The sequence below is a fragment of the Nocardiopsis sp. L17-MgMaSL7 genome (genome assembly GCF_003182025.1).
Classification (GTDB): Bacteria; Actinomycetota; Actinomycetes; order Streptosporangiales; family Streptosporangiaceae; genus Nocardiopsis; species Nocardiopsis prasina.
In genome coordinates this window covers 191,889-206,967 of record NZ_QGTF01000006.1, presented here as the reverse complement: position 1 = coordinate 206,967, position 15,079 = coordinate 191,889, and the positions used below count along the sequence as shown (strand labels likewise).

11 protein-coding genes and 1 pseudogene are annotated in these 15,079 nt (G+C 71.2%); 8 read left to right on the top strand and 4 right to left on the bottom strand.

The genetic code is table 11. The features are described from left to right. The first annotated feature begins 58 nt into the window (after positions 1-58). Together BDW27_RS12645 and BDW27_RS12640 are read left to right on the top strand one after the other, a co-directional pair. Positions 59-1,510, top strand: a complete 1,452-nt coding sequence (locus BDW27_RS12645) for an NCS2 family permease (RefSeq protein ID WP_110049429.1) — start codon at positions 59-61, stop codon at positions 1,508-1,510. A gap of 251 nt (positions 1,511-1,761) precedes the next feature. Continuing rightward, positions 1,762-3,192, top strand: a complete 1,431-nt coding sequence (locus BDW27_RS12640) for an MFS transporter (protein ID WP_110049428.1) — start codon at positions 1,762-1,764, stop codon at positions 3,190-3,192. Here the strand turns inward: BDW27_RS12640 and BDW27_RS27775 are convergent. Beyond that, positions 3,103-3,726 (bottom strand): annotated as a pseudogene (locus BDW27_RS27775) (sulfite exporter TauE/SafE family protein); the annotation flags it as partial. The gene BDW27_RS12640 and the pseudogene BDW27_RS27775 sit on opposite strands and share 90 nt — an antisense overlap. A 110-nt stretch (positions 3,727-3,836) precedes the next feature. On the opposite strand from BDW27_RS27775, the gene thpR reads away from it, so the two are divergent. The 3 genes from thpR to BDW27_RS12620 all read left to right on the top strand — a co-directional run bounded on the left by thpR (position 3,837) and on the right by BDW27_RS12620 (position 6,180). Beyond that, positions 3,837-4,427, top strand: coding sequence for an RNA 2',3'-cyclic phosphodiesterase (gene thpR / locus BDW27_RS12630; protein ID WP_110049427.1), 591 nt, complete (start codon positions 3,837-3,839; stop codon positions 4,425-4,427). A 146-nt stretch (positions 4,428-4,573) separates the two neighbouring features. Next, complete coding sequence (locus BDW27_RS12625; RefSeq protein ID WP_110049426.1) at positions 4,574-5,779, top strand: MFS transporter; 1,206 nt, start codon at positions 4,574-4,576, stop codon at positions 5,777-5,779. A gap of 53 nt (positions 5,780-5,832) precedes the next feature. After that, positions 5,833-6,180: a MerR family transcriptional regulator gene (locus tag BDW27_RS12620; protein WP_110049425.1), complete on the top strand. Its 348-nt coding sequence runs from the start codon at positions 5,833-5,835 to the stop codon at positions 6,178-6,180. Positions 6,181-6,468: 288 nt separating this feature from the next. Here the strand turns inward: BDW27_RS12620 and BDW27_RS12615 are convergent, their stop codons facing one another. Further along, positions 6,469-7,194 carry a 3-keto-5-aminohexanoate cleavage protein gene (locus tag BDW27_RS12615; protein WP_017544043.1) on the bottom strand — a complete coding sequence of 242 codons (726 nt, stop codon included), beginning with the start codon at positions 7,192-7,194 and terminating at the stop codon, positions 6,469-6,471. A gap of 92 nt (positions 7,195-7,286) precedes the next feature. Here BDW27_RS12615 and BDW27_RS12610 point away from each other — a divergent pair, with 92 nt between their 5' ends. Then, positions 7,287-8,351: a hypothetical protein gene (locus BDW27_RS12610; protein ID WP_110049424.1), complete on the top strand. Its 1,065-nt coding sequence runs from the start codon at positions 7,287-7,289 to the stop codon at positions 8,349-8,351. 121 nt (positions 8,352-8,472) lie between these two features. After that, complete coding sequence (locus BDW27_RS12605; protein WP_049576828.1) at positions 8,473-8,922, top strand: VOC family protein; 450 nt, start codon at positions 8,473-8,475, stop codon at positions 8,920-8,922. A gap of 57 nt (positions 8,923-8,979) precedes the next feature. Here BDW27_RS12605 and BDW27_RS12600 read toward each other — a convergent pair whose 3' ends face one another. Together BDW27_RS12600 and serC are read right to left on the bottom strand one after the other, a co-directional pair. After that, positions 8,980-9,987 carry a glycerophosphodiester phosphodiesterase family protein gene (locus BDW27_RS12600; RefSeq protein WP_017544020.1) on the bottom strand — a complete coding sequence of 336 codons (1,008 nt, stop codon included), beginning with the start codon at positions 9,985-9,987 and terminating at the stop codon, positions 8,980-8,982. A gap of 124 nt (positions 9,988-10,111) precedes the next feature. Next, a complete protein-coding gene (serC, locus tag BDW27_RS12595; protein ID WP_110049423.1) occupies positions 10,112-11,233 on the bottom strand; it encodes a phosphoserine transaminase in 1,122 nt (373 codons plus the stop codon). 227 nt (positions 11,234-11,460) lie between these two features. On the opposite strand from serC, the gene BDW27_RS12590 reads away from it, so the two are divergent. Then, positions 11,461-15,066 (top strand): ABC transporter substrate-binding protein, encoded by a 3,606-nt coding sequence (locus tag BDW27_RS12590; RefSeq protein ID WP_110049422.1) that lies wholly within the window; start codon positions 11,461-11,463, stop codon positions 15,064-15,066. The last annotated feature ends 13 nt before the right edge of the window (positions 15,067-15,079 follow it).

Genomic DNA, 15,079 nt, shown 5'->3' with positions numbered 1-15,079 from the left:
AACTAACCTGGCGCAGAATCCTTGTTGTCCAGTAACACGACCAGGTCAGGCTGACGACGTGAACGCACCGACACCATCCCCCACTGACGAGCACAGACAACCCAGGAACGCGCTGGACCGCTACTTTCGCGTCACGGAACGCGGCTCCACCATCGGCACCGAGATCCGCGGTGGCATGGCGACCTTCTTCGCCATGGCGTACATCGTCGTCCTCAACCCGCTGATCATCGGCACCGCCGAGGACGTCAACGGCGACACCCTGGGCATCCCCGGCGTCGCCGCGATGACGGCCCTGGTCGCCGCCCTCTCCTGCGTCCTCATGGGCGTCGTGAGCCGCTACCCGTTCGCCATCGCGGCGGGCATGGGCCTGAACGCCGTGGTCGCCTACGGCATCGCGCCGCTCATGTCGTGGGCCGACGTCTTCCTGCTGATCATCATCGAGGGCGTCCTGCTCCTCATCCTGGTGCTCACCGGGTTCCGTACCGCGGTCTTCGCCGCGATCCCGCCCGGTCTCAAGGTGGCCATCGCGGTCGGTGTGGGTCTGTTCCTGGCGTTCATCGGCCTGGTCAACGCCGGGTTCGTGCAGGCGGGCGAGGGCACCCCGGTGCAGCTCGGCGACGGCGGCCTCAACGGCTGGCCGATCCTGATCTTCGTCATCGGCCTGCTGCTGAGCATCGGCCTCTACGTGCGCAACGTGCGCGGCGCGCTGCTCATCGGCATCGTGGCCACCACGTTCGTCGCCATCGGGGTCGAGACGCTCCTCGGTGACGGTGCCGACGGCCTCGGGTGGGGTCTGACCGTCCCGAGCCTGCCCAGCAGCCCGGCCGACCTGGTCGCGCTCCCCGACATCTCGCTCCTGGGCCTGTTCCTCGACGGCGGGCTCGCCGGTCGCTTCTCCGACGTGGGCGTCGCCACCGTCATCATGCTGATCTTCACCCTGCTGCTGGCCGACTTCTTCGACACCATGGGCACCATGGTCGGCGTCGCGCACCAGGGCGGCCTGGCCGACGAGGACGGCAACATCGAGGGCACCCGTGAGGTGCTGGTCGCCGACTCCCTCGGCACGGTCCTGGGCGGTATCGGCTCCGCGTCGGTCGCCACGCTCTACGCGGAGTCCGCCGCCGGTGTCGGTGAGGGCGCCCGCACGGGTATCGCCCCGATCGTCACCGGTGCGATGTTCCTGGTCGCGACCCTGTTCACGCCGCTGGTCACCCTGGTGCCGTTCGAGGCGGCCACCCCGGTCCTGGTGATCGTCGGCTTCATGATGATGACCCAGGTGACCAACATCGACTTCAGGGACCCGGCCATCGGCATCGGTTCCTTCCTGGCGATCATCATGATGCCGTTCACCTACTCGATCGCCAACGGGATCGGGTTCGGCCTGCTCGCCTTCGCCTTCGTCATGCTGGTCACGGGCCGCGGCCGCCGGGTGCACCCGCTCCTGTGGCTGATCTCGGTGATCTTCCTGATCCACTTCGCGGAGGCGCCGATCTACGCCCTGATCGGGTGACCTCCTGACGCGGTGAACCGCTTCCGACACGGGCCGACCTCCCCTCCACGGGGACGTCGGCCCCTGTCATGGGCGGGTCGGCCCCTGTCGTGGGCGGGTCGGCCCCTGTCGTGGGCGGGTCGTGGGGAATGCGCGGCGGGGTGGACGGCGTTGCGTCAGTTGATGAGTCAACGCCGTTTACTTCTCCGCCCCCGAAACCACGTACCAGTGGTCGTCTCCGTCCCTTCCCGCCGTCCGACGGGGAGGGACTGATGCGCCGCATCGCGATGTTCCGTTCGCTGGCCGTCCGCAACTACCGCATCTACGCCCTCGGCCAGCTGGTCTCCAACCCCGGCACCTGGATGCAGCGCATCGCCCAGGACTGGCTGGTCCTCCAACTCAGCGGAGGCAGCGGGATCGCGCTGGGGATGACCACCGCGCTCCAGTTCCTGCCCATGCTCTTCCTCGGGCTCTGGGGCGGCGCCATGGTCGACCGGTTCGACAAGCGCAAGCTCCTGGTCATCACGCAGGCCAGCATGGGTGTGCTCGCGGTCGGCCTGGGCATCCTGGCCACGCTCGGCGCCGCCGAGGTATGGCACGTCTACCTGTTCGCCTTCGGCCTCGGCATGATCACCGTGCTCGACAACCCGGGACGCCAGGCCTTCGTCCCGGAGATCGTCGACCGCGAGCTGCTGCCCAACGCCATCGCCCTGAACAGCGCCAGCTTCCAGCTCGGCCGCGTCACCGGCCCCGCCATCGCCGGTGTGCTGATCGGCCTGGTCGGCAGCGGACCGGTGTTCATGATCAACGGGCTGTCGTTCGCCTTCACGATCGTGGCGCTGCTGCTGATCCGGACCGCCGACCTCAATCCCACCGAACGCGTGCCGCGCGGCAAGGGGCAGATCCGCGAGGGCCTGCGCTACATCGGGAGCAGACGCGACCTGGTCCTGCTGCTGGTCCTCGCCGGTTCCGTGCAGTTCTTCGGCGCCAACGCGCAGAACCAGATCGCCCTCATGGTCAACAACGTCTTCGAGGCCGGTGCCACCGCCTTCGGCGTGGCCGCCGCCTCGCTCGCGGTGGGCGCGCTGGCCGGTGCCCTGCTGGCCGCGCGCCGCGAGCACCCGCGCCTGAAGCTGGTGCTCGTCGGCGCGATGGGGTTCGGCGTGACCCAGCTCGTGGCGGGACTCATGCCCGGCTACGTGGCCTTCGTGGTGATCCTGGTCCCGATGGGCGTGCTCTTCATGACCTTCGTGACCACGCTCAACGCCACCTTCCAGCTGAGCGTCGACCCCCAGATGCGCGGCCGGGTCATGAGCATGTTCCTGCTGGTGTTCATGGGTGTGGCCCCGATCGGCGCGCCCGTCGTGGGCCTGATCGCCGACGCCTTCGGACCGCAGGCCAGCCTGTTGACGGGCGGAGCCGTGACGACCGTGGTGGTCGGCGTGCTCACCCTGCTGCTGATGCGCACCAGGGGCGTGGCCGTCCGCGACCTGCTGACCCGACGCGGGCGCGGGCCCGAGCCGGTGGCCTCAGGCGGTGACCACCCGGGTGACCATGGAGACCGAGCTGACCGCGAGCAGCACCAGGACGGTGCGGCGGAAGAGCTCGGCGTCCAACCTGCGGAAGAGGTTCTCACCCACGAGGGTGCCGATCAGCAGGGCCGGGGCCCCGACCACCAGCAGGCCGCCGACCTGCGGCGTTAGCTGGCCCCCGAACCCGAACCCCACCAGCGTCGCCACGCTCGTCGCGGAGAACGTCACGGCGAGTGTGGCCCGCTGGACCCGCGGTTCGAGCTCGGCCAGCCGCGAGCCCTGGAGCCCGGCCACCATGAGCGGGCCGTCGATCGCGGTCGAGGCGAACGCCGCGCCCGAGAGCGCGCTCATCCCGGCCACCGCCCCCATCCCGCCGGGGATGCGCACCCGGCGCCACACCAGGACCGTGCCGAGGACGACCGTCGCCGCGATCAGCACCAGCAGCACCTGCTCTGACAGCACGTTGAGCGCCCACAGACCGAACGGCACCCCCGCCAGGGCGCACACGAGCAGCAGCAGCGCGGAGCGCCGGTCCACGTGCGCGCGGTCGCGCAGCGCGACCCACAGGTTCAGCGGGACCGCCAGGGTCGCTGCCACCACCACCGCCGTCACCGGGTCCAGGAGCAGGGCCAGCGGTGGCACCGCCGCCAGGGCGAACCCGAACCCTGCGGTGATGCGGATCAGGGCCGCGAGGGTCAGGACCACGAAAACACAGGCGAGGACGTACACGGAGGCGACTCACAGGACGAGGGCGGGTGGACCGGGCCCGGCGCCGGAGGGTGGCGGGCGGCGGGTGTCGAAGGGAAGATGATGTCATGACCCTGTTCGTCGCGCTGTGGCCGTCCGACCAGGTGCGGGAGCGTCTGGACGGGGCCGTGCGAGCCGCACGTCCCACCGCGCCTGAGCTGCGCTGGAGCCCGCCGGAGAGATGGCACCTCACCCTGGTCTTCCTGGGGGAGCCCGCCGTGCCGCTCCCCGGCCTGGCCGCCGCGCTGGAGCGCGCCCTGGAGGGACGCCCGCCCCTGGACCTGGCACTCGACGGCTGGGGCGTCTTCCCCCAGACGGACCAGCCGGCTTCGGGTGCCTCCGTCGTGTGGGCCGGGGTGACGGGCGACGGACTCCCCGAGCTCGCCGACGCCCTGGCCGACGCCGCCCGGGACGCCGGGGTGCCCGTCTCGTCACGCCCCTTCGTGCCGCACATCACCCTCGCCCGCGCCCGCCGACGCCACGACGTCTCCCGGACCCTGCGTGCCCTGGGCCCGGCGCTCGCCACCGGCTGGCGGGCCGACCGGGTCGACCTCGTCGAGAGCCTCCCGTCGGGACCGGACCGCTACCGGACCGTCCGGAGCTGGGGACTACCCTGGGGTAGCGAATCCCAACGAGCACCGGAGCGGGGCACGTCATGAGCATGCTCACCAACAACCGCAAGCAGCGCTGGCTCCTGCCGGTGGTGCTCGGTTCGATCATGCTCATCGTGATCCTCGGCGCCCTCGTGGGCTGAGCCCGCCGGGCTTGACCCTGACACCGGTGTCAGGGTCCTAGCGTGCGGCACATGTCCACTCACACGCTCCGTTCCGGCTGGCTGGCCTGCCTGGCCCTGACCGCCTTCGCGGTCGGCACCGACGACCTCGTCATCGCCGGGCTCCTGCCAGCCATCGCTCTGGACCTCGACGTCAGCGTCGCCGCGGCCGGGCAGCTCGTGACCGTCTTCTCCCTCACCTACGCCCTGGCCGCCCCGCCGTTGGCCGTGGCCACCGCGCGGGTGCCCCGCCGTCCCCTTCTCCTCGGCGGACTCGCGGCGTTCGCCCTCGCCAACCTGGTCACCGCCCTCGCGCCCACGTACGCCAGCCTCATGGCGATGCGGGTGGTCGCGGCGCTGGTCGCGGCGGCCCTCACCCCGGCGGCCTTCTCCATGGCCGCCCGCCTCGCCCCGCCCGGACACACCGGGCGGGCGGTGGGCGCGGTCGCCGCGGGGCTGACCGTCGCCCTCTTCCTCGGTGTGCCCATCGGCGCGCTCCTGGGATCAGCCCTCGGCTGGCGCTGGGCCTTCGTCGCCGTCGCCCTGCTCACCTGCGGGGTTCTCGCCGCCTCGGCCCGGTACCTCCCCCCACTCCCCGGAGCGGCCCAGAGCAGTGTGCGGGAACAACTGCGACACCTGGGCCGACCGGCCATCCTCACCTGCGTCACCGGGACCGTCGCCGGGTCCACCTGCGGCTTCATGACCTACACCTACGTCGCCCCGCTCACCCGCGACCTCACCGGGGCGGGCGGCGCCCATCTGGCGCCACTGATCGCCATGGTGGGCGCGGCGGGGGCGGTCGGTACCTTCCTCTGCGGGCGGGCGACCGACCGCTGGGGCTCCGACCGGGTCCTGCTCGGCACCTTCACGGGGATGGTCGGGACCAGCCTGATCCTGGCCGCGTTCGCGCTCCCCGCCAGCGTCCCGGTATGGGCCCTGGCCTGTGTGCTGGCTCTGTGGGGCTTCGCCGCCTGGGGGTTCGCCGCGCCGATGAGCGCCCGGCTCCTGTACCTGGCAGGGAACGCGGGCACCGAGGCCCTGGCACTCAACACGGGCGGGCTGTACGTGGGCACCGCCCTGGCCGGGGCCCTGGGCGGCGTGGTCGTCGCCGGACACGGGGGAGCGGCCGTGCCCGTGGTCGCCGCCGCCGTAGGAGTCGCCGCCCTGGGGTTCATGGCGCTCTCCGTCCGCTGGTTCCCCGCCACCGCACCCGTGGCCGCCACGGAGCGGTCTTCGTAGGCTGTGGGGTGGCCCCGTACCGGCGCGGCCACCCCACAGAGGTCGGAGACGGCATGCGCATCGGAGAACTCGCCGAACGCACGGGCGCCAGTCCGCGCTCCCTGCGGTACTACGAGCAACGCGGGCTGCTCGACTCGGAGAGGACGGCCAACGGCTACCGCGAGTACGGGCCCGGGGCGGTGGAGCGGGTGCGCAACATCCGCCTGCTCCTCGAATCCGGGCTGACCTCGGAGGACGTCCAGGAACTCCAGGACTGCCTGGAGATCGATCTGGTCCGTGAACCCGCCTGTGCCGAGGCCGTGGCCCTCTACGAGCATCGGCTCCGGGCGGTCAGGAAGCGGATCGAGGCGCTCACCGCCACCGAACGGCGGATCGAACGCCAGCTGTCCGACGGACCCTAGGGCCCGGCCTGCTTGCCTGGATGCTTTCGCTCGTGTCGGCGGAGCCGGCATCGCGAGCGGCCGTCTCCCTTACTGTGTGCTGCTACGCAAGCTCCCCGCCGCCTCGCACAGCGGGGGCCCGGCCATCTCTGGCCAGACGATGAGCGAGGTCAGCCTGGGGTCGGCTGTCCGAGTGGTATCGGCGCAGCGAGAGGCCGCCCGGCGGTAACGCGAGGACACCGCGCCGCGGGCCGTCCGTTGAGGGTGGTGGCGGACGACGGGTGGGAGGAAAGGTCCATGCAGCAGGGCCTAGGCCGAGGCACCGGCCAGCGAGACCGCGTGCGCCACGAGGGCCGCGTTGTCGTGCGCCTCCGCGCCGTCGGGCAGGCGCATGGTGTCCTCCAAACCGATCCGGACGTCCAGACCGTCCTCCAGCGCCTGTCCCAGCATCGGCCAGGCCGTCGCGTCCACACCGTGCAGCATCCGGGGGACGTTCACCCGGCCGCGGTCCAGCACCCGGGTGATCGCCTCCGTGTTGCGGCGGGCGTCCTCCACCGCCACCTGGGTCGGCTCCACCAGCACCGCCGCCACCTCCACCCTGGTCGCGACCAGGATGCGCGCCGCGTCCACCGTCCACACACCCGCCTCCACCGCCACCCGGCGGTCGCCCAGGAGCTGGATCAGGTCCACCGAGCCCGGCTCGTGGAGGTTCACCGACACGGAGTCGGGCAACGCGAGGGAGGCCCACCTGTGCACGAGGTCGTAGCGGCGCCAGGGGTCGGACTCCGCAGACAGGGACGTGGTCAGCGACACCGGAACGTCGGGCCCCTCTTCGCGCATCCGCTCCATCAACGTCCCCACCACCTGCGGTTCCAGGGACTCCGCGCCCTGGGAGTCACGCGGATGGACGTGCAGTTCGGTGGCGCCCGCCGCCACCACGGCGTGCGCGTCGGCGACGAGTTGGTCCACGGAGACGGGCAGCGCCGGGTGCGCACCCGGACGGCGGTCACCGTTGAGACAGGCGACGATCCTCATGAGGTCTCTCCTTGCGGCGCTCTCTATGCCGAATGTTCCCGCTCGCACCCGGGTGCAAGCCCCCGGCGGCCCGCCCTGGCAGGATGGCGGGCATGAGAAGATCCCTGCCCTTCGTCGCGGCCGCCCTGTTCGCGTTGGCCCCGACGGTCCCCGCCACGGCCGCCCCCGTGGACCCGGGGGAGGGGTCGGGCGGGATCGACCACCCGCGCGGAGGCGAGGGCCCGGAGGGTTCGGAGATCGCCTTCGAGTTCCAGGACGACCGCATCTCCGAGTCCAGCGGGCTGGCCCCCTCACTGCTGCACGAGGGTGTGTGGTGGACGCACAACGACAGCGGCGACCACCCCTCGGAGGTCTACGCGGTCGACGAGGACGGCGAGACGCTCGCGACCGTCACCCTGAACGTGGAGCGCCGCGACTGGGAGGCGATCAGCCTCGCCCAGGGCCCCGAGGGGGTGCCCACGGTCTTCGTGGGGGACATCGGCGACAACTTCGGCGGAGGGTGGCCGAACATCCGCGTCTACCACTTCACCGAACCCGAGGTCCTCGGTGACTCCGCCCTGGACCCGTCGGTGTTCACCTTCACCTACGAGGACGGCGGGCGCGACGCGGAGGGGATGATGATCGACCCGCGCGACGGCCGCCTCTACGTGGTGTCGAAGGAGTTCGCGGGCAGTGTCTACGCCGCACCCGAGAACCTCGACCCCCTCGGGGAGAACGTCCTGACCAGGGTGGACTCCGCGCCGCTCTTCGCCACCGACGCCGCCTTCAGCCCGGACGGGACCCGCTACGCCGTCCGCACCTACTGGGGGGTGAGCGTGTACGACGGGACCAACGGGGTGCCGGGCCGGTCGGTGGGCTCCTTCGACCTGCCGGAGACGGAACAGGGCGAGTCCGTGGCCTTCACCCCGGACGGAACCGCGCTGATGGCGGGGACCGAGGGGGCCAACTCCCCGGTCTGGCGCGTTCCGTTGTCGGGGGAGCAGTTGCCCGACATGGCGGCCGAGGCTGAGGCCGAGGCCTCCCCGGCCTCCGACGAGGACGAGGGCGAGGAGCCCCAGGAGTCGGGTGCCAGCGGCGCCCTCCCGCTCATCCTCGGCGGCGCCGTCGTGGCCGTGGTCCTGATCGGCGCCATCGTCCTCCTGGTCCGGCGCACCTGAGCCCCTTGCGGGACCTCCCGGGCCCGAGGCGCCAACACTCCGGCCCGGCCCGTTCCGGTGGAATGTCGCAGCCAGGCAGTAGAACTGGCATCACGGAACCGGGCCCTCAGGAGGACGACCGATGGCACTCGACTACCAGATCACCATGGACTGCGCCGAGCCCCTGGAACTCTCCAGGTTCTGGGCGTCCGCGCTCGGCTACCTGGCCGAGGACAACAGCGCCCTCATCGAACAGGTGGCCGCCCAGGGACTGGCGACGGAGGACGACTACACCGTCGTGGACGGGCGCCGGGCCTGGATCACGCTCGCGGCCATCCGCCACCCCGACGACCCGGTGCACGCGTTCACCGGCGCGGGGCTGGGCCGCCGGATGCTCTTCCAGCAGGTGCCCGAGCCCAAGACGGTCAAGAACCGCGTCCACCTCGACCTGCGCTCCGGCCCCGAGGGCCGCGACGCCGAGGTGGCCCGCCTGGAGGCGCTGGGCGCGACGGTGGTCACGGTCATCGAGGAACCCGGCGCCTCACACGTGTGCATGCTCGACCCGGAGGGTAACGAGTTCGACGTCCAGTGACCCGTCGCCACGACCGCCGGAGGCGGGGCTTCGGGTTCCGGGGCCGTCGACCAGCCGCTACTTCTCGGGCTGGGGGTCCAGGTAGTGCTCGCGGCACAGGAACGCGTGGCGCGAGAAGTCCGTGAAGACTCCGTCCACTCCCGCGTCGAAGAAGGCCTCGTACTCGGCGGCGAAGCCGCCGTAGTCCTTGGGGTCGCCGTCCGAGCGCAGGTCGGTGGGCAGGAAGTGGTTCTCGCTGCGGAACGTGAAGGGGTGCACGACCAGGCCGGCCTCGTGGGCGTCCTTCACCAGGTCGGTGGGCTCCCCCAGGGAACCGTCCTCGTTGGTGGGGATCACCAGGCTCTTGTGCGGGCCGATGGCGTGCGCGAAGGTCGCCACCTCGGCCAGGCCGTCCGGGGTGGTGTGGTGCAGCCAGTGCTCCTCGGTGCCCATCAGGTAGACGAGGGGCAGCCCGGTCTCGGCGAGCTTGCGCAGGCTCTCGGCCTCGAAGGACTGGAGGAACACCGGGACCGCGGGTTCCTCGCCGACCAGGTCGGCCTCGCGCAGCGCGGCGATCAGCGGAGGTTCGAGGTCCAGCCCCTGCTCCACGTGGTGGGCGGGGTGCTTGGTCTCCGGGTAGATCCCGATCGGGCGGCCCAGCTCCTTGGTCAGGGACAGGGCCAGCTCGATGACCTCCTGGAGGGTCGGGATCCCGTAGGTCCCGTCCATCACCGCGTTGTCCGGGCGGACCTCGGCCATACGCTCGCGGGCCCGGAGCGTCCTGATCTCGGCGAGGGTGAAGTCCTGCGCGTAGAACCCCTCGGCGGTGCGGCCGTCGATGGTCCGCTTGGTGCGCCGGTCCGCGAACTCCGGGCGGTCGGCCACGTCGGTGGTCTCGCCGATCTCCTGCTCGTGGCGGCAGATCAGGTGACCGTCCTTGGTGGCGACCAGGTCCATCTCGATGAAGTCGCCGCCGTGCCGGGCGCCCAGTTCGTAGGAGGCCAGCGTGTGCTCGGGTCGGTGACCGGAGGCCCCCCGGTGGGAGATGATCTTGATGGGGAGTTCAGTCTTCTTGTTCCTGCGCACAGTGGGACCGTCCTGGGAAACGATGAGCGGAAGTAGGAGAAGGAGGCCGACCCACGCGCGGCGGGTCGGCCTCCATTCTCCAGTGTCCGTGGACCGATTCAGGACGGTCCCCGGGTGATCCCCGTCAGGACAGCTGGCTCACGATGTGGTCGACGCACTCGGTGAGCGCGTTGACGTCGCTGGGCTCCACGGCCGGGAACATCGCCACGCGCAGCTGGTTGCGGCCCAGCTTGCGGTAGGGCTCGGTGTCCACCACGCCGTTGGCGCGCAGCACCTGCGCGATCCGGGCGGCGTCGACCTCCTCGGAGAAGTCGATGGTGCCGACCACCTGGGAGCGCTGCGCCGGGTCGACGACGAACGGCGACGCGACGGGGGAGTGGTCCGCCCAGTTGTAGAGGATCGAGCTGGACTCGTGCGTGCGGGCCACGGCCCACTTGAGACCGCCCTGGTCGTTGATCCACTCCAGCTGCTCGGCGAGGAGCAGCAGTGTGGCCACGGCCGGGGTGTTGTACGTCTGGTCCTTCGCGGAGTTGGCGACCGCCGTGGGCAGCGAGAAGAACTCGGGAACGTAGCGGCCGCTCGCGGCGATCTCCTCCACGCGGGCCAGGGCCCTGGGCGACATGACCGCGATCCACAGGCCGCCGTCGGCGGCGAAGCTCTTCTGCGGCGCGAAGTAGTAGACATCGGTCTCGGAGATGTCGACGTGCAGGCCGCCCGCACCGCTGGTGGCGTCGACCAGGACGAGCGCGTCCTCGTCGGCCCCGGCGACCCGGCGGATCGGCGCGGCCACTCCGGTGGAGGTCTCGTTCTGGGTGAGGGCGTACACGTCCACACCGGCCTCGGCGACGGCCTCGCCGTGGGTGCCGGGGTCCGTGGTGATGACCGTCGGGTCGTCCAGCCAGGGGGCGCCCTTGGCGACCTTCGCGAACTTGCTGGAGAACTCGCCGAACGCCAGGTGCTGCGACTTGGAGCGCAGCAGGCCGTGGGCGGCGATGTCCCAGAAGGCGGTGGTCCCGCCGTTGCCCAGAACCACTTCGTAGCCCTCGGGCAGGGACAGGAGCTCACTCACACCGGAGCGGACCCGGCCGACCAGGGACTTGACCGGCTTCTGCCGGTGGGAGGTCCCCAGGTAGCGGGAGCCGGAGGCGGCGAGGGCGTCGAGCTGGGCGGCGCGGACTTTGGAGGGGCCGCTCCCGAATCGGCCGTCGGCGGGCAGCAGGTTCGCGGGAATCTGAATCTCGGTCACGCCGACCAGCGTAGTGGTGGACAACGTGGCGGCGCCGGTCAGGTCGGCAATTGGTGCAAGTGAAACCGCGTGACCCGCGCAACGAATCATCACAGGTCGGCGGTTCTGGCCGGTATGGGCCAGTCCCAATTCGGGGAAAAGGGATGTCGGCCGGCCTTCTCCTGCTGTCTAATGGGGCAGCTGCCGGGGGCCGACCCTTACAACAAGACCGTGGAGGGATGCTTCGAGTGTCCGATCAGACACCCGACACCCAGGACGACCAGCCGAGCAGACCCGCCTTCGTCCGGGTCTTCGAGAACCTGCGCCGACGCCCCTCGCGCTCCGAACACTTCACCGTCCGTAACCTGGAACACACGGTGGCGCGACGTCGACCCGCTCGGAGGGGCAAGCGGCAGCGCGGTGACATCGCCGAACCCCCTCCCGTCCTGGACCTGGTGACCGATCGCCGCGAGGACCGCCCCGCCGTGCTGCGCGCCCTGGTGAGGGCGAGCGCGCTCGGCCCCGTGTGGCTGCTCCCGGAAGGCATCCCCGAGAAGGAGCGCCAGGAGGCCGGGGAGGTCCCGGCCCGGGAGACCGGGGAGGCCCCCCGACCACCGGCGCGGCGCACCACCGGTTGGAGCCGCCGCTGGCCGTGGCCCGGGGACACCGACGCTCCGCCCCCTGGTGCCGAACCCGTCCGGGAACCGCGCGAGGGCACGTCCTCCGGGGACGCCGACGGCGACGTCACCACCCAGGAGCTGTACGAACTCCTGGAACGCCTGGTGGACGGCGGGTTCGCGTGGAGGGACGATCAGCCCGCGGCGCCCCGCGGACGAAAGCCGCCACCCCCGCCGCGCTTCTCCCAGGTCCGCTCCCTGCTGTGGCTCCGGCGCTGCAACTTCCAGGTCATCAGGGGCAAGTTCTCCGAGGGCACGGGCGTCTCCGAGCACGGCACCCTGCTCAACACCAGCAGCACCCAGGTCGAGGTGATCAGGGCCCTGCGGGAGACGCGACTCGACAGCGCGCTCAAGCGCAGGGACGAGCTCCTGGAACGCGCGGAGCGCGCCGCCGAGGATCCGGGCGCCGTGACGGCCCCCAGCCGCTGGGAGCTGCTGCGCAGCAGGTGCACGGTCTACTGGCGCGGGCTCGCCCGCGGCGCGGCCGGGTTCTCCCGGTTCGTCAACGCGGCCTCCAGGGTGATCACCTTCGGCGCCGCGGACGAGAAGATCCTCACCCCGCTGTCGTTCGTGTTCTCGCTGGTACTCGCGGCGACCCCCTTCGGTGTCGCCTACCTCGGTCTGCTCGCGCAGCAGGCCGACGAACTCGTCTCCCTGCTGGTCGGCACGCTCCTGGTCACCGTCTACGTGCTGACGGTGTTCTTCTTCCTGCTCCCGTGGCGCCCCTACCTGTGGCTGAACCGGCACCGCTACGTCATGGACCTGGACGGGCGCGGTCCCGAGCAGAGCGCCTCCCCGGGCGGCCGGGGCCGTCACCGCGCGCACGGCGTGCACCTGCTCAACCAGCTCAACAACCTCGCCATGGACCGGGCCCGGATCAACGGGCCGATCCGCCCGCCCGGCACTCACCAGATCGCGGTCAACGCGCTCCTGGACGACCTCCACCGGGAGTACGGCGCGGGCAGCTACCGCCTCCGGCGCGGCAGCGGCGCCCGGCCGGTGCTCGTCTACGACCAGCGACGGCTGGACCGGGTCGGCCGGTACTTCGTGTGGCTGATCGAGCAGGAGCGCCTGCGCCGGGCCTTCCCGGACCCCCTGCTGCTCGTCCAGGTGCGCGACGCCGGGCTCGGTCCCCTGGTGGAGGGCACCGTCGACTCCACCCGCAACGAGGCGATGCCCGAGTTCATCGAGGGCGGGGAGGAGAACGAGGAGGAGGAAGAGAAGAGGGCGCTCGAACCGGTGCGGTCGTGGACCCGGCGCCGCTACCTGGCCGGGGTGCTCGGTGTGGAACGCGTCATCACGAGACACATCGCGCCGCTGCCCGAGGGCGGTGGTGAGCTCACGCGGCGCGGCACCCCCGAGTGGGTCCTCAGCGGACCCGTCCTCGCCGGGCTGTGGACCGGCGGGGTCGCGGGTGCCACCGCTGTCCTGGTGCTGTTCGGAATGGTGTTCCTGCCCTCGCTGGCGCAGGCCAGCAACCCGTGTGTCCAAGACGGGGTCTGGCAGCCGCAGGGCATCACGCGGAAGGGCGACCAGTGCGTCGGCGTCACCGACGGCGCGTTCGTCTTCAACGAGCGGCTGACCGAGGTCACCGAGCTGGTCCATGAGCAGAACAAGGAGGTGGAGGCCAGCGGCCAGCCCTACGTCACCATCGCCCACCTCGCGGAGTTCGACGTGGTCGACCCCGACGACCCCTCGCTCTCCGGCAGCCAGGGCGAACTCCTCGGCCTGGCGTACCAGCAGGGCCAGCACAACCGGATCAAGGACTCCAGGTACCCCAGGATCAAGCTGCTCATCGCCAACGCGGGCCGGAACTGGGAGCACTCACTGGTGGCCGCGAAGGAGATCGTGGACCGCGCCGAGGACGAGCGGCTCGGGATGGACCGCCCGATCGCCGCGGTCGGCTTCGGCCACAGCGTCGTGCCCAACAGCAACGCCATCAAGGAGGTCGGGGACGCCTCGATCACCATGGTGGGCACCACCGCCACCTTCGACGACGTCGCCCAGTCCGGCGCGCGCGAGCACAGCGAGTTCTACTTCCCGGTCTCCCCGGCCAACACCAGGATCGCCGAGCAGTCGGCGCACTGGGCCCGGTACGGGGTGTCCTGGCGTGACGCCGACGGCGCGGAGCGCGGGCTGAGGCCGCACCAGACCGCCGTGGCCATCGCCAGCGGGGAGACGGACGCCGAGGGCGGGCCGCACGAACAGTACGGGCCGCACCTGGCGCGAGAGTTCATCGCCGCCTTCAAGGACCGCGGCGGCCGGGTGTGGGAGGGCGCCGAGGGGCTGGAGCGGGACGAGTACGACGGCCAGGGCGTGCTGCTCTACCAGAACGGTGAGTCGGAGACCGACACCACCTACGAGCAGCAGCTCGAGCGCCTGTGCACCGACGAGGATCCGCCGGACCTGCTCTACTACGCGGGCCGCTCCGACGACTTCACCGAGTTCTACCGCCGGTTCACCCGGACCGGCGGTGAGGACTGCGTGGACGGACGCATGACCATCCTGGGCGGGGACGACGTCTCCAAGTTCGTCTCGGACGAGGAGGAGCTCATCGGCAACAACGCCGCCTACCACTCGGTGTTCTACACGCCCCTGGCGCCCAGCGGGCCCTGGGGCGGTCCGGGTGGTCGACCCGGAGGCGGTGACCAGGGCTTCTACCGCGACATGGCGACGCTCCAGGAGGAGTTGTTCAGGGAGGACGGCCAGGAGGAGCGGTCGGCGCCCAAGACGGAGTTCCCCTCCATCGCGCACGCGGCCGTGGCCAGCGACGCCCTGCTGGTGGTCTCCGAGGCGCTGCCCACCACCGGGCTCACCCAGGAGCAGCTCGCGGAGAAGAGTCCACTGCGCTGGGTCGGCCTGGACCGGCCGCCCTTCCTCCGCACCCAGGAACAGTACGAGGAACAGCGGGACGACCTGCACAGCGGGATCAAGGGCATCCGGAACCTGACCGGGGTCTCCGGGTACATCGAGTTCGACGCCGGGAACGACGGGAACTGGTACGACGGTCGTATGGTGCAGCTGGTGCTGGTGGGCCCGGAGGTGGTCAACCCGGAAACCGGCTATGAGCAGCGCCAGCACGTCGTGCAGCGGTGCGGAATGCGCAACGCCAACACCATCGAACCAGGTGAGGAGTGCCTGCCCCTAGGCCCGGGGATCGGGGGACGACCGGCGTGAGAGTATGCGTCGT